The organism is Achromobacter sp. ACRQX (genome assembly GCF_022346505.1).
Classification (GTDB): domain Bacteria; phylum Pseudomonadota; class Gammaproteobacteria; order Burkholderiales; family Burkholderiaceae_B; genus Achromobacter; species Achromobacter animicus.
This window is the reverse complement of record NZ_JAKRML010000001.1, coordinates 60,009-74,036: the sequence shown is the minus strand read 5'-3', so window position 1 is coordinate 74,036 and position 14,028 is coordinate 60,009. Positions and strand designations below refer to the sequence as shown.

At 67.2% G+C, this 14,028-nt stretch carries 11 protein-coding genes; 5 read left to right on the top strand and 6 right to left on the bottom strand.

The window, feature by feature from the left end:
- Nucleotides 1-4 precede the first annotated feature (4 nt).
- Nucleotides 5-2,107 (top strand): TonB-dependent receptor domain-containing protein, encoded by a 2,103-nt coding sequence (locus MHZ91_RS00335; protein WP_239211276.1) that lies wholly within the window; start codon nucleotides 5-7, stop codon nucleotides 2,105-2,107.
- 16 nt (nucleotides 2,108-2,123) lie between these two features.
- Here the strand turns inward: MHZ91_RS00335 and MHZ91_RS00330 are convergent, their stop codons facing one another.
- The 3 genes from MHZ91_RS00330 to MHZ91_RS00320 form a co-directional block, all read right to left on the bottom strand.
- Nucleotides 2,124-4,592, bottom strand: coding sequence for a TonB-dependent siderophore receptor (locus MHZ91_RS00330; protein ID WP_370647762.1), 2,469 nt, complete (start codon nucleotides 4,590-4,592; stop codon nucleotides 2,124-2,126).
- Between the two features lie 139 nt (nucleotides 4,593-4,731).
- A complete protein-coding gene (locus tag MHZ91_RS00325; RefSeq protein WP_175184740.1) occupies nucleotides 4,732-5,724 on the bottom strand; it encodes a FecR family protein in 993 nt (330 codons plus the stop codon).
- Nucleotides 5,721-6,302, bottom strand: coding sequence for a sigma-70 family RNA polymerase sigma factor (locus MHZ91_RS00320; protein WP_175122396.1), 582 nt, complete (start codon nucleotides 6,300-6,302; stop codon nucleotides 5,721-5,723). Before MHZ91_RS00320 ends, MHZ91_RS00325 begins: the two co-directional genes overlap by 4 nt.
- A 171-nt stretch (nucleotides 6,303-6,473) precedes the next feature.
- Here MHZ91_RS00320 and MHZ91_RS00315 point away from each other — a divergent pair, with 171 nt between their 5' ends.
- Together MHZ91_RS00315 and MHZ91_RS00310 are read left to right on the top strand one after the other, a co-directional pair.
- Complete coding sequence (locus MHZ91_RS00315; RefSeq protein WP_175137885.1) at nucleotides 6,474-7,349, top strand: LysR family transcriptional regulator; 876 nt, start codon at nucleotides 6,474-6,476, stop codon at nucleotides 7,347-7,349.
- Between the two features lie 222 nt (nucleotides 7,350-7,571).
- Nucleotides 7,572-8,831 (top strand): YbfB/YjiJ family MFS transporter, encoded by a 1,260-nt coding sequence (locus MHZ91_RS00310; protein WP_239211273.1) that lies wholly within the window; start codon nucleotides 7,572-7,574, stop codon nucleotides 8,829-8,831.
- Between the two features lie 38 nt (nucleotides 8,832-8,869).
- Here MHZ91_RS00310 and MHZ91_RS00305 read toward each other — a convergent pair whose 3' ends face one another.
- The 3 genes from MHZ91_RS00305 to MHZ91_RS00295 form a co-directional block, all read right to left on the bottom strand.
- Nucleotides 8,870-9,646: an SDR family oxidoreductase gene (locus MHZ91_RS00305; RefSeq protein WP_239211272.1), complete on the bottom strand. Its 777-nt coding sequence runs from the start codon at nucleotides 9,644-9,646 to the stop codon at nucleotides 8,870-8,872.
- Nucleotides 9,647-9,709: 63 nt separating this feature from the next.
- The gene (locus MHZ91_RS00300) at nucleotides 9,710-10,624 is read right to left on the bottom strand and encodes a 3-keto-5-aminohexanoate cleavage protein (RefSeq protein WP_175137888.1); all 915 of its coding nucleotides are present in this window, start codon (nucleotides 10,622-10,624) and stop codon (nucleotides 9,710-9,712) included.
- 10 nt (nucleotides 10,625-10,634) lie between these two features.
- Nucleotides 10,635-11,852, bottom strand: coding sequence for an ABC transporter substrate-binding protein (locus MHZ91_RS00295; RefSeq protein ID WP_239211942.1), 1,218 nt, complete (start codon nucleotides 11,850-11,852; stop codon nucleotides 10,635-10,637).
- Between the two features lie 147 nt (nucleotides 11,853-11,999).
- Here MHZ91_RS00295 and MHZ91_RS00290 point away from each other — a divergent pair, with 147 nt between their 5' ends.
- A complete protein-coding gene (locus MHZ91_RS00290) occupies nucleotides 12,000-12,752 on the top strand; it encodes a Crp/Fnr family transcriptional regulator (protein WP_239211271.1) in 753 nt (250 codons plus the stop codon).
- 259 nt (nucleotides 12,753-13,011) lie between these two features.
- Nucleotides 13,012-13,974, top strand: coding sequence for a tripartite tricarboxylate transporter substrate binding protein (locus MHZ91_RS00285; RefSeq protein WP_239211270.1), 963 nt, complete (start codon nucleotides 13,012-13,014; stop codon nucleotides 13,972-13,974).
- The last annotated feature ends 54 nt before the right edge of the window (nucleotides 13,975-14,028 follow it).

Genomic DNA, 14,028 nt, shown 5'->3' with positions numbered 1-14,028 from the left:
TCTGATGTCTACCCCTGTCCTGCGCCAGCTCGCATCCACCCTCACCCTGAGCGCCCTCGGGCTGTCCGTCGCCGCGGCGCAGGATGCGCCGTCGCTGGCCCCCGTCGTCGTTTCCGGGACCACCATCCCCAATGCACTGGAACCCAGCGTGCAACGCACGCAAGCCGAACTGCAGGCCGTGCCCGGCGGCACCAACCTGATCCAGCCGCAGCAGGCGGTGCGCCTGATCACGCTGCGCGACGCGCTGGAATACCAGCCCGGCGTCATCGTGCAGGAATTCTTTGGCGGCCTGGACCAGCCGCGTTTGAACATCCGCGGCTCCGGCATCCAGAGCAACCCGCTGTCGCGTGGCATCCTGCTGATGCAGGACGGCCTGCCGCTCAACGACGCGGACGGCTCCTTCATCATCAGCCTGCTCGAACCACGCAACGCCGGCATCATCGCCGTGCGGCGCGGCGCCAACGCGCTGGCCCCCGGCGCCAGCACGCTGGGCGGCGAGGTCGACTTCCAGTCGCTCACCGGCACGCAGGCCGACTTCATCCGGCTGGGCGGCGGCAGCTTCGGCACCCGCAACGTCACGCTGGCCAAGGGCTTTCAGGACGAGCGCTTCGACGGCCGCTTCGCCTTCGGCTACGACAAGTCGGACGGCTACCGCCACCACTCGTCGTCCGAACGCACCAGCTTTCAAGGCAACGTCGGCTTCCGGCGAGGCCTTTTTGAAAACCGCACCTATCTTTCGTACACGGACCTGAAGTTCGACATCCCCCAGCCGATCCCGAAGGCGCGCATGTACGAGGACCCGCGCAGCGTGCTGGGCGACGGCAATTCGCCGCAGGATATTTCCAACAACGTCTACAACCGCGACCCGCACCGCGACACCAACCAGTTCCGCCTGGCCAACCGCAGCTTCTGGGGCACCGAGGCCTTCAACCAGACCGCCGGCGTCTACTGGCAGCACACGAACGACGACTTCACCAATCCCCAGGTCGCCAACGTGACCGACAGCGACACCTATGGCATTGCCTGGCAACTGAACGGCAAGATCGGCACGGTGGACTACCGCGCCGGACTGGACTGGCAGCGCAGCAACATGGACCGCGACCTGTACGCCATCCGCCCGTCCGACGGCCAGCGCCTGCAACGCTTTGGCAACTACGACCTGCGCGCCGAGAACCGCAGCGCGATGGTGGGCGTGGACTGGCACCTTACGCCGCAGTTCAGCGTGGTGGGTGACGTCAAATACACCGTCGCGGTGCGTGACGCGCACGAGCGCAACAGCGGCAAGACGCTGGATCAGGATTGGCGCTACGCCACGCCGAAGCTGGGCGTGATCTGGCAACCGGCCGCATCGCAGCGCTGGTACGCCAATGTCAGCCGCAGCAACGAAGTGCCGACCTTCTGGGAAATCGTCAACGGTGAAGTCGCCGCGCCGATGAACCCGGCCACGGCCAGCACCTCCATGAGCAAGCTGGACCTGCAACGCGCGCTCACGTATGAAGTCGGCGGCGACGGCACGTTCACCGTCGCCGGCCGCGACCAGCACTGGAGCGTGTCCCTGTACCGCAGCAAGGTCGACGACGAGCTGATGTCGGTCACCAACGAAAACGGCACGCCCGCCGGCACCTACAACTACAACGGCCGCACGCGGCACCAGGGCATCGAAGCCGGCCTCTACGGCACGCTACCCTCGCCCGGCGAAGGCATGTTCGACTACCGCATCGCCTACACGCTCAGCGACTTCCGCTTCCGCAACGGCCAATATGAAGGCAACCGCATCGCCGGCGTGCCGCGCCATCTGCTGAGCGCCGAAGTCATGTACCGCATCGGCGGCTGGCGTTTCGGCCCCAACGTGCGCTGGCTGATGAGCGACACGGAGACCAACCACGCCAACGCGCCCGGCACGCAGCAGGAAGCCTATGCGCTCCTTGGCTTCAAGATCGCCTACGAGCACGACGCGCACTGGAGCGGCTACGTCACGGCCGACAACCTCACCGACAAGCCCTACGCCAGCAGCTACGCCATCCGCAACACGGCCACGCCCGCCATGCCCATCTTCCTGCCGGGCAACGGCCGCGCGTTCAGCGCGGGGGTGGCGTACAAGTTCTGATGGCGGACCGTTTGCCTTAGAACTCCGTGCTCACGGACAACAGCACCGTCAGCGGCGCGCCGACCGTCAGACCTTCGCGCGCCGCGGACTGCCAGTAGTTCTTGTTCAGCACGTTCTCGACCATCGCACGGATGACCACGGGCTTGCCGTTGGCGTTGAAGGCATAGCGCGCGCCCACGTCGAAGCGCGTCCAGCCCGGAATCTCCTGCGTGTTGGCGACGTCGACGATCTGCGAGCTGGTGCGCAGCATCCGCGCGGTCAGCGTCAGGCCCGGCACGAATGGCGTGTCCCATTCGGCTGCCGCGTTGAATTGCAGACGCGGCACGGCCGGCGCGCGATTGCCGTCGTTGACGCCGCCCTCGGTACGCGTCAGGCGCGCATCGGTATAGGCCACGCCGCCCAAAAGGCGCACGCCATGCGTCGGCTCGCCCTGCACCAGAAATTCCAGCCCGCGGTTGCGCTGCTTGCCATTGGACACGTAGCGCAGGCTGGCAGGATCCAGATAGCTGCTGGGACGCTCGATCTGGAACGCGCTGAGCGTCGTTTCAAACTGGCCGAAATCGTACTTGGCGCCCACTTCGAACTGCTTGGAGATTTCAGGCGCGAACACTTCGCCCGCGTTGACGGCGCCTTCGGGCGCCGTCCCGCCCTGGCTCAGGCCCTCGATGTAATTGCCATACAGCGCCAGCCGCTCCGTGGGTTTGACGGTCAATGCAAACGCCGGCGTGACGGCGGACTCGTTGTAGTTCGACGTCTGGCGACCGCTCATCGCGTCGAAGTTGGTCGACTCCACGCGCTGGTGCCGCACGCCCGCGATGAATTGCACGCGATCGTCGGCCATCGAAATCGTGTCGGCCAGCGCAATGCTGACCAGCCGGGAATCGCTGGCCCGCGGCAGATCCGACGGCCGCGCGATGTTCGGCTTGGGCAGGTCCGCGGGGTTGTAGATGTTGGAGAACACCGTGCTGGACCGGATCCGCGCCGCCGAATAGTCGATGTCCAGCACGCTGGCGCTCAGCGCCGGCTCATGCTTGAGCGGGCCGGTCTGCAGGCGCCCCCGCACGCCGATTTCGCCCGTCTTGCTCAGCAGCGACTCGTTCAGGCGGGCCGGCACCGCGCCGATATCGCCCGCTTCGTTCAGCATCAGCCAGCTCGTCTGCATGCTTTCAAAGTCGTGCTTGCGCGCGCCCACTGCGCCGTAGACGGTCCAGTCCGGCGACACGTCGTACTCGGCGCGCAGCGCGCCCGACCATTCCTTGGTCTTCCAGTAGGTCCACGACGGAAAGAAATTGCGGCGCGCGTCCGGCGCCCGGCCGATGTCCACGCCCGACGGCGGCGGAAACAGCAGGCCGCTGCGCGCATCGGTAGTGCGGTTCTGATAATTGATATCGCCTTCCACGCGCAGGCGCTCGCCCTGATAGTCCAGGCCCAGCGCCACGGCGCCCAGGTCTTCCTTCGCGCCGTCCATCGGCAGGTCGCCGCTGCTGCCGGCCACGTTCAGGCGCACGCCCCACTCCTGGCTCTCGCCATAGCGGCGCGACAGGTCGGCGTGCGCGCCGAACTGGCTGTCGCCGATGTAAGACACGGTAAAGCGGTTCAGCGGATCGGCGCCCGCGCGCTTGGGCACCAGGTTGATTGAGCCGCCCACGGAACCGTAGGGCGCCATCCCGTTCAGCAAGGCATTGGGACCGCGCAGCACTTCGACGCGCTCCACCCCGATCAGCGAACTCGAATTGCGCGGCGACACGCCGTACAGGCCATTGAACGACACGTCGTAATTGAACAGCGTGAACCCGCGGATGTTGAACTCGTCGCGCCCCGCACCGCGCGAGTACGTATTGCGCACGGTCGGGTCATTGACCAGCACGTCGCCGATGTTCTGCGCCTGCTGATCCTCGATCAGCTTGGCGGTGTACTGCGTCGCGCTGAATGGCGTGCTCATGTCGTCGCGGTCGCCCAACAGGCCCAGACGTCCGCCGCGCGCCACCTGGCCGCCTGGGTAAACCGGCGGCAAGCCGCTCGCCAGCCCGGAGGCCGTCACCGTCACGGGTTCCAGCGTGGTGGTCTGGCCGGCGGGCAAAACGCTCAGCCGGTACTCGTTCGGCGCCTCGCGCGTGGCGCGCAGTCCCGTTCCGGCCAGGGCCTGCTCCAGCGCCTGATGGGGGGTGTAGCGGCCGCGCACGCCATTGCTCTGGCGGTCGGCCACCAGCGACGGCTGCGCGGCCAGCAGGATGCCGGACGCGTTCGCCAGCCGCGTCAGCACCTGGTTCAGCGGCGCGGGGGCAATGTCGAAGGTCATCAGATCCGCCACGCCGGTCGTCGCGGGCGCGGCCTGCGCGTGGGCCGTCGGCCCCCAGACGGCGGAAACGGCCATCGCCAGGGCCAACGGCAGGCCCCAGGACGGGATGCGCCGGCGACGGCGGGCCAAGGCGCGTGCGCGGGTCACGGGAAAGGCCGCGGCGGCGGAAGAAGGACGGTGGGACATGACGGGACCTGTGCTCTCGTGCGTAAGTTCTGGAAGGGAGAGCGGCGCGCCAGCCATGCGGATTGCAGGGCGCGAGCGGCTCTTACTGTCCTTATTCGAACGAGCGGGCAAAACCCGGAACCGTTTCGCGGAATTTTTTTCAGGCGCGCGCTTCGAGGCTGATCCACCAGGGCATCGTGCGGCGCACGCGCACCGGCAATACCGAGGCCAACATGTCCAGCGCGCGGTCGGTCTCGCGGATGGGATAGCTGCCGAAGACGTGCAGCCGCGCGATCTCCGGCGCCACGGCCAGGTGGCCGAAGTGATAGCGGCGCAATTCGGCCACTACGTCCGCCAGCGGCGTGTTGTCGGCCACCAGCACGCCGCGCGTCCAGGCCTCGCGGGCGGGGTCCACCGGCAGGAAGCCGTCCAACGTGTCCGCCGTGAACCGCGCCTGTCGCCCCGCCGGCACGATGCCGCTGGCGCGGCTGGCGGCCGTGTCGACCCGGACGGCCCCTTCGTGCACGGCCACCACCACGCCGTCGTCCTCCCCACGCACGGTGAAACGCGTACCCAGCGCCTGCAGCCGGCCCTGCGCGGTGTCGACCACAAAGGGACGGATCGGGTCCGCGGCGGTCTGGATCAGCAGCTCACCGGCGACAAGCTGCAGGCGGCGCAACGTGGCGCCATAGTCGACATCGAACGCGCTCAGCGCCTTCAGCCAGACCTGGGTGCCATCGGCCAGCGCGACGTGGCGCGTTTCGCCCAGCCCCGCGCGATGGTCCGCGCCCCAGGTCGAGGCCGCCAGGGGCAAGGGCGTCTGCCGCCACGCCGTCCACCCCAGGCTGGCGATGCCCAGGGCCCCCGCCATCCCCAGCAGCAGTTGCCGGCGAGCGCGCGGCCGGGCCGACGCGGCCTGCCCGAACGCCGTCACGGCGGCGTCCCGGTCAGGACTGGATTGCAGCGGGGAAAAGCGGCGGCCAATGCGTTCGACGTAACCCCAGGCCTCGCGGTGTTCCGCCGCGCGGTCGATCCATTGCTGCCATTGCTGGCGCTCGGCGGCCGACGCATCGCCGGATCGCAGCAACGCATACCACTCGGCGGCCTGCTCCATCGCGCGATGAGAGGGCTCGCGCGCCTGCGCGGCGCTCATGAGGCGGCCGCCTGCAATGCCGCGGGCATCTGCGGCGGGCCGGCCGGCTCGTCCGCATGTCCTGCCGCCAGGCGCGCCTCAAGCTGCATGCAGCACAGCATGGCCTGGGCGACGTACTTGCGGACCATGCGCGACGACACGCCCAGCACGTCCGCCACTTCCTGGTCGGTCATCTCGCACGCCACCGCCATGACGAAGGCGTGGGCGGTCTTGGGCGGCAAACCGCGCAGCATCGCGTCGATCTCGCCCAGGGCCTGCAGCACCATGGCCTGATCCTCGGCCGAGGACACCGTAGGCTCGGGCTGCGCCGCCAGGGCGTCCAGCCACGCCTGCTCCAGGTCGCGGCGGCGCCACAGGTCGATGCACATGCCGTTGGCCATCCGGCGCAGATAGGTCCGGGCATGACGGGCGTTGTCGAACTTGCACGGGCGCGTCAAGAGGCGCACGAACGCGTCGTGCGCCAGGTCGGCGGCGTCCGCCGCGTTGCCCAGGCGCCAGTTCACCCAGGCCAGCAGCCAGCCGTGGTGATTGCCGTATAGGCTTTCGAAGTCCTGGGATGCCCCTTCCGATCCGCTCACGATCCCGCCCGCACGCGATACCGCTCACATTGCTTATTAATGCGAACGGTTATCAATTAACAAAGCGCAGATTATGGACCGGGGTGGCGAGGTTTGGCAACGGGGGTTTAGGCGATAATCCCGCTGCCCCGACGGGCCTGGCGAAGCCGGCACACAGCCGCGAAGGAAGCGATGAACTGGGACGATGCAAGGATCTTTCTGGCGCTGCAACGGGAAGGCACCCTGCGGCGCGCCGCGCGCGTGGCCGGCGTCGATCAGGCCACGATCGGGCGGCGCATCGCCACGCTGGAACACACCCTGGGCGCGACGCTGTTCCTGCGCAGTTCCACCGGATACACGCTCACGCCCACGGGCGAAAGCGTGCTGCGCGCCGCCGAACGCATGGAGCAATTTGCCCACGACCTGGTGCGGCAGGCCCAAGGCACGGACGGGCGGCTGGAAGGCGAGGTCAAGGTTGCGACGACCGACTCGCTGGCCATGGAATTCGTCATACCAGCCATCGCGGCGCTGCACGTGCAGCACCCCGCCGTGCGTGTCCGCTTGAACGTGTCGACCCAGATGGCCAATCTTGCCCGGCGCGAGGCGGACATCGCCATCCGTAACATCAAGCCCGAGAACCCGGATCTCGTCGCGCGCCAACTGGCCCGCTGGCCTGTGGGCCTGTACGCCAGCGAGCAGTATCTGGAACTGCGCGGCACGCCGTCGGAAGGCGAGGGCCTGCAAGGGCATGACCTGGTGTACTACCAGCCCTACCTCGAAGGCGGCCGCGCGCCCACCATCGTCGGCGAACCGGCCCAGGCGGGCTGCATCGTGGCCACGGCCAATTCCAGCCTGATGCTGCGCGCCATGATCGCCGACGGCATCGGCATCGGCGAACTGCCTGTGCCCATGGCCGAACGCGGCGGACTCGTCCGCCTGTGGCCGGCGCGCGAACGCGCAGGCGGCTTTCCCGTGTGGCTGGTGACGCACCAGGACCTGCGGCACACGGCCCGGGTGCGGGCATTCATCGACGCCGTCGCAAAGCAGTTCGACCCGCCGCCGCAATAGACGGCGATAGTCAACGACGACTGTCAGCGGTTATTGCCACCGGTTATTGCCCAGGTTTACTGCCGCAATTTTGCATTGGTCTAATTGCAAAATGCTGCGTGATTGCAGCACACGGGTTACCTATACTTTTTCGCAGGCCGGTCGGTTTCGCCCGGCATTCGAAGCGTGAGGTTCCCCATGTCGCATTCATCCGCCGTCGCACCCTCCGCGACGCCAACCCCCGTGGCAACACCGCCCGTAGCAGGCACCGCTGCATGGCGGTACGTCCTTGCCGGGTTCGCCGCCAGCCTGGCCAGCATCGGCCTGGCCCGTTTCGCCTACGCGCCGCTGGTCCCCGCGCTGATCCAGGCGCACTGGTTCTCCTCGTCCAGCGTCGTGTTCCTGAGCGCTGCCAACCTGACCGGCTATCTCATCGGCGCGCTCATCGGCCAGCCGCTGGCGCGGCGCCTTTCCAGCACACAGGTGCTGCGCGTCATGATGGCGCTGGTCACGCTGGCCTTTGCGGCGTGCAGCCTGCCGCTGTCGATCGGCTGGTTCTTCGGCTGGCGTCTTGCCTCGGGCATCGCGGGCGGCGCCATCATGGTGCTGGCCGCCGCGACGATCCTGCCGCATGTGCCGCGCGCACGGCGCGGACTGGCGGGCGGCGCCATCTTCCTGGGCATCGGCGTCGGCATTGCAGGCTCCGGCACAGTCGTGCCGTGGCTGCTGGGCATGGGGCTGCAGGCGGCATGGCTGGGTCTTGCCGCCATCTCGGCCGCGCTGACCCTGCTGACCTGGCGTGCGTGGCCGGCGCATGGCGCCGCATCGCGCCGGTTGGCGGACCCGGTGACGGGCACGCCTTCCCCTGCCCGCCAGCCCTCCGATCACCGCGCCGGCGTGATCCTGCTGTTCGGCCAGTATGGGCTGATGGCCGTAGCGCTGGTCCCGGCGATGGTCTTCCTGGTGGACTTCGTCGAGCGCGGCCTGGGCGCGGGCGCCGCGGCCGGCGCCCGCTTCTGGATTCTCTACGGCGTCGGCGCAATGGTGGGCCCCCCGCTTTACGGCTGGCTGGGCGATCGGCTTGGCCCGCGCCAGGCCCTGCGCGTCGTGCTGGCTGTTCAGGCGATGGCGATGGGCGCCTTGAGCTTCAGCCACCACCATGCATGGCTGGGCGCCGCCGCGCTGGTGGCGGGCACCTTCCCGCCGGGCATCGTGCCGCTGGCGCTGGCGCGCATCCACGACCTGATTCCGCACGATGCCTTTGCGCAAAACCAGGCCTGGAGCCGCGCAACGGTCAGCTTTGCGACCTTTCAGGCGTTGGCCGGTTACGGTTACTCGGCCGTGTTCAGCGCCAGCGGCGGCCAGCACCGGACGATGTTCGTCATCGGCACGGCGGCGCTGATCATCGCGGTCCTGGCCGAGGCCGGCGCGGTGGAAAAGTCGATCGGCCGGCTGCTGCAAGGCAGTCCCCAGCCCTGCGGCCCTGCGCCCGATTGCCGATGACACGCACGCCCGGGCGCCTGCCGGGCGTACACGAAGGCTCATCCCAGATACTCCACATTCCCGCACACCGAGATGCTCTGCCCGCTGATCATCGCCCCTTGCTCCGAGCACAGGAACACCACCTGATTCGCCACGTCTTCCGGACGCGTCATGCGGCGCAGCGACACCTTTTCCACAAGCTGCTCTCGCATCGCATCGTTGCTGACCCCGCCGGCCTCGGCGCGGGCTGCGATGATGCGCTCGACCCGGTCGCCCGACACCACGCCCGGCAGCACCGAATTGACGCGGATGTTCGACGGCCCCAGTTCCATCGCCCAGGTCTGGGTCAGCCCGGCCAGCCCGAACTTGCTGGCGCTGTAAGGCGAACGCAAAGAAAAGCCCAGGCGCCCCGCGACGGACGAGATATTGACGATGGCGCCGCCGCCCGCGGCCCGCAGCAGCGGCACCGCGCTGCGCGCGCACAGGAACGTGCCGGTCAGGTTGACGTCCAGCGTGTTGCGCCAGGCGTCCAGCGTCGTGTCCTCGAGCCGGCTGGTCGGCCCGGACACGCCTGCATTGTTGACCAGCACATCCAATGCGCCCCACCGCGCGCCCAGCGCCTCGAACATCGCCAGCACCTGCGTCTCATCAGACACGTCCGTCCGGCTGACGCTCAACGCGGGCAGGCTTTCTTGCGCCGCCTTGAGCGCCTCTTCGTCCACGTCGCAGATATGCACGTCGGCGCCCGCATCCACAAACCTGCGCGCGATCGCCAGTCCGATGCCCTGCGCGCCCGCGGTGACCAGCACGCGGGCGCCTTTCAATGATTCGGTCATGTCATGTCCCGATGTACAAGTGGCGGCGGCGCGGCTCGTGCGCCGCGCCGCCAGACGGTTACGTCACAGTGCGAACTCGGGACGGATGCCGCTTTTCAGCGGCAGGCCCATGATCTCGCGCGCCTCGGCGGGCGTGGCCGGCTCCATGTCCATTTCGCGGATGATGCGCACGATGCGCTCGGTCAACTGCACGTTGGTGGCCAGTTCGCCATGCCGGTAATACAGGTTGTCCTCCAGCCCGACCCGCGCGTGGCCGCCCAGCAGCAGCGCGCTGATGTTGGCTTCCAGCTGCGACGGCCCGATGCCGCTGACGCAGAAGACGCTGTTCTTGGGCAGCAGGTCCACCATCATCTGCAGATGCCGCGGCGAAAACGGCATGGCGTTCTGGAAGTTGCGATGCACGTTCATGACCAGGTTGATGAAGTGCGGGCCTTCGTCCAGGTCCTCGTTGATCAGCGTCGTCACGTCCTGCAGGATGTGCGTCGGACTGAACACCTCCCACTCGGGCTTGATGCCGCGCGCCTTCATGCCGACGGCCAGCTCGCGCCCTTTGCTGAGCGGCGTGTTCATCAGGTATTCGCGGTCGCCGAACGCCAGATTCAGCGTGGTGGCGTCCAGCGTGCACATCTCCGCGCCCGCGTCCATGCCCTTCAGACGCTCCTCCCACAGAATCTCCCACGTGCCGGGCGAGGTCTCGGCGACCATGTCGCCATGCACCCCACCGCCCGTGGAGTTGTTCAGCACGATGTCGCAGCGCTCGCGAATCAGCTGGTTCATCTTCCGGTAGACGGCGGCGTCGCACGTCGCCAGATCATCCGCACGCCGCGCATGCAGCGCCACCACGCTGGCGCCCGCGTTATAGCAGCGGTAGACATCCTCCGCGATCTCCGCGGGCTGCGTCGGCAGGTGCGGATTCTGGCTTTTCAGGGCCATGCCCCCGGTCGGGGCAATGGTCACGATGACTTTGCGTTTGGCCATGCGAGTTCTCCTAGGATTTCCACAGCGCGCAGCGGCTTTCGGACTGCTTCGTGAAGGCCTCGTTGCCGTCGATGGCCTGCACCACCGTGAAGTAATCCCACGGCTCCTTCGACTGGTCCGGGCTCTTGACCTGCAGCAGGTACATGTCATGCACGACGCGGCCATCGGGACGCACCACGCCGTCCTTGATGTACATGTCGTTCAGCTTGTTCTCGCGCAAGTACGCCAGCACCTTGTCGGCGTCGTCCGTGCCGGTTGCCTTGACCGCGCGCAGGTATTGCAATGCCGCCGAATAATCGGCCGCCTGCAGCGACGACGGCATGGCCTGCCGGCGGTCGAAGAACTTGCGGCTCCACGCGCGCGTCTCGTCCGACGCATTCCAGTACCAGCTGTCGGTCAGGTACATGCCCTGCGCGGCCGGCAGGCCCATCGCGTGGATGTCGTTGATGAACATGATCATGCCCGCCAGCTTCATCGACTTGGTGATGCCGAACTCGTTCGCCGCCTTGATTGAATTGGTCGCGTCCGCACCCGCATTGGCCAGCGCCAGGATCTCGGCCTTGCTGCTTTGCGCCTGCAACAGGAATGACGAGAAATCGCTGGCGGCCAGCGGATGCTTCACGCTGCCCACGACCTTGCCGCCGCCGGACTCAACCACCTTGGTGGTGTCGGCCTGCAGCGCATGCCCGAAAGCGTAGTCGGCCGTCAGGAAATACCAGCTCTTGCCGCCCGCCTTGACCACCGCCGCGCCCGTGCCGCGCGCCTGCGCCACGGTGTCGTAGGCATAGTTCAGCGTGTAGGGCGTGCATTGCTCGTTGGTCAGCGCGGGCGCGCCGGCGCCGACCACGATGATCGGCTTCTTCTTGTCCGCGGCTACCTTCGACATGGCCAGCGCCGTGCTGGAATTGGTGCCGCCGATCAGCATGTCCAGGCCGCGCTGGTCAAACCATTCGCGCGCCTTGGCCGAGGCCACGTCGGCCTTGTTCTGGTGGTCCGCGGTCAAAAGCTCGATCTTCTTGCCGTTGATCTGGCCGCCCATTTCCTCGATCGCCATCTTGATGGCTTCGGCGCCGCCAGGACCATCCGGCCCCGAGTAGACGCCGGACATGTCGGTGATGAATCCGATGCGGATCACGTCGTCGGACACTTGCGCCTGTGCGGCCGTAGCGGGCAGCAGCGTGGCGGAAATGGCGCCGGCAATGGCGGTGGCGGACAGCAGGCGTGGCATTGACAACATACCGGTCTCCTCTTATGGTTTTTGGCCCGTGGGCGTCAAACATTCTGCGGTCCGGCTGCCCCTGCGGACAGTCATCACGTTGACAAAGAACCCTAGGGTTTACCTGGGCCGCATTCCACCTCCAGACAGGGAATGAACATGCGCGAACCGCCTGCCCTGGCGGGCAACGACGCGTCCGCCGTGAATCGCAGGCCGGCGCGCAGTGCCGTGGACAAGATGCTCGACGTGGTGCCCTGGTACAAGGGTCTGCCCGAACTCGAGCGCGATGTGGTGCGCGCCGAACTGCGCACGGTGTCGCTGGCGACGGGCGAATACCTGTTTCGCGCGGGGTCCCGCTCGCCTGGCTGGTATGGCGTGGTCGAAGGCCTGGTGAAGTGGTCGTCGCCCGGCACCGATGGCCGCACGTTGTCGCTGGCCGGATTCAGCACGGGAAGCTGGTTCGGCGAAGCCACCATGATCCGCCGCGAACGCTTCGAATACGAAGTCGTCGCCCTGCGCCCCAGCCGAATCGTGATCCTGCCGCGCGACACCTGCGAACGCCTCTGGAACAACAACATCGAATTCACCAAGGCGTTGATGACGCATCTGGCGCAGCGGGTGAACTGGCTGATGGGCTGCTACACGGGCAACGTGCTGCTCGACGTCGACACCACGGTGGCGCGGGCCGTTGCGGCGCAACTGGACGCCGAGGTCCATTCGGGCACGAAGGGCCGGTTGCGGATCTCGCAGGAAGAGATCGCGGGCTTATGCGGCGTCTCGCGCCAGCGCTGCAACACCGCGCTGACCCGCCTGGCGCGCGAGGGCGTACTGCAAACGCATTACGGCGGGTTGACGGTGCTGGACAAGGAGGCGTTGTACCGGTGCGCAAAGATCAGCCGCAATCCGGCATAATGCCCGGGCTGCCGCCGCTCACGCGGCGCTGACACGAACGGCAACGCCGCGGCACAGCGCAATCTTGCTTGCTTCGCAGAACTGTTCTGCAGATCGATGGGGTAATCGGCCGGTCGGATAAAAATTATCATCGGCATGTAAGACAACCCCTGGCCGGGAGCCTGATTCCGGCCTACCCAGCCGCCAGCGTCAAAGCATAAGAATCCGGCCCGCGGAAGGCACGGTCCCCGCATGGCGGCGGGAACCTGGAGAGAGACAGATGCGCAAGCTCACGCGCCGCGGCTTCATCGCGGCCGGAACCCTCATGATGTTTGCCCGGCCGGTGCTGGCCGCGGCCAAGCCCGTGACCCTGATCGTGCCCTATGCTGCGGGCGGCCCCAACGACAATTTCGCGCGCCTCCTGGCCGAAGGCATGGGCGCCGAGCTGGGCATGAACTTCATCGTCGAGAACAAGCCTGGCGCCAACGGCATCATCGGCACATCGCAGGTCGCACGCGCGCCCGCCGACGGCAGCATGCTGCTGATGGGCGGCTCCGGACCTCTGTCGCTGAACATCCTGCTGCGCCCCAGCCTGAACTACGGCTTCGACAGCTTCAAGTCCGTCGCCATGATGTTCGACGGCCCGCTCACGATCACCGTGCCCGCGAAGATGGGTGTCAATTCCCTCGCGGAGCTGGTGGCCTATGCAAAAAAAGAGAATCGCGCGCTCACCTACGGATCGCTAGGCCCCGGCAGCGTCACCGATCTATACGGGCTGATCATGTCCAAGACGCTGGGCATCCCGCTGACCGCCGTGCCCTACAAGAGCACGCCCACCAGCCTGATCGACCTCATCACCGGGCGCAACGATCTCTCCTACATGACGCCCATCGCCCTGGCCGACCACCAGAAGGCGGGCGCGGTGAAGATCCTGGCGCTGACAACCGACCAGCGCGATCCGGCCCTGCCAGAAGTGCCCTGCGTTACGGAATTGGGTTATCCCCAGCTCAAGGCCAGCTATTGGACGGCGTTGCACGCGCCCAAGGGAACGCCCGACGCGATCGTAGAGGCCTATTCCGCGGCCGCCATCAAAACCGTCCAATCCGAGAGCTTCCGAAAGCTGCTCGTGGCCAACGGCCAGACCGAGAAGGCCGGCGGCCCGCAGGCACTGGAAGCGCAACTGGACGCCGACCGGCAATATTGGGGCAAGGTCATCCAGGAAAACCACATCGTTCTCGATTGAGCCAGCCCTTCTCCCAATGACAAGCCCGCCAATTTGGCGGGCTTGTCTGTTCAG

Excerpts from the sequence above, each read along its gene's own strand:
- MHZ91_RS00290 (WP_239211271.1), top strand. The coding sequence starts at position 12,000 with ATGCGCGAACCGCCTGCCCTGGCGGGCAACGACGCGTCCGCCGTGAAT.
- MHZ91_RS00325 (WP_175184740.1), bottom strand. The coding sequence starts at position 5,724 with ATGAGCGCCGCGCAGGCGCGCGAGCCCTCTCATCGCGCGATGGAGCAG.
- MHZ91_RS00330 (WP_370647762.1), bottom strand. The coding sequence starts at position 4,592 with ATGTCCCACCGTCCTTCTTCCGCCGCCGCGGCCTTTCCCGTGACCCGC.
- MHZ91_RS00300 (WP_175137888.1), bottom strand. The coding sequence starts at position 10,624 with ATGGCCAAACGCAAAGTCATCGTGACCATTGCCCCGACCGGGGGCATG.
- MHZ91_RS00315 (WP_175137885.1), top strand. The coding sequence starts at position 6,474 with ATGAACTGGGACGATGCAAGGATCTTTCTGGCGCTGCAACGGGAAGGC.
- MHZ91_RS00295 (WP_239211942.1), bottom strand. The coding sequence starts at position 11,852 with ATGCCACGCCTGCTGTCCGCCACCGCCATTGCCGGCGCCATTTCCGCC.
- MHZ91_RS00335 (WP_239211276.1), top strand. The coding sequence starts at position 5 with ATGTCTACCCCTGTCCTGCGCCAGCTCGCATCCACCCTCACCCTGAGC.
- MHZ91_RS00305 (WP_239211272.1), bottom strand. The coding sequence starts at position 9,646 with ATGACCGAATCATTGAAAGGCGCCCGCGTGCTGGTCACCGCGGGCGCG.
- MHZ91_RS00285 (WP_239211270.1), top strand. The coding sequence starts at position 13,012 with ATGCGCAAGCTCACGCGCCGCGGCTTCATCGCGGCCGGAACCCTCATG.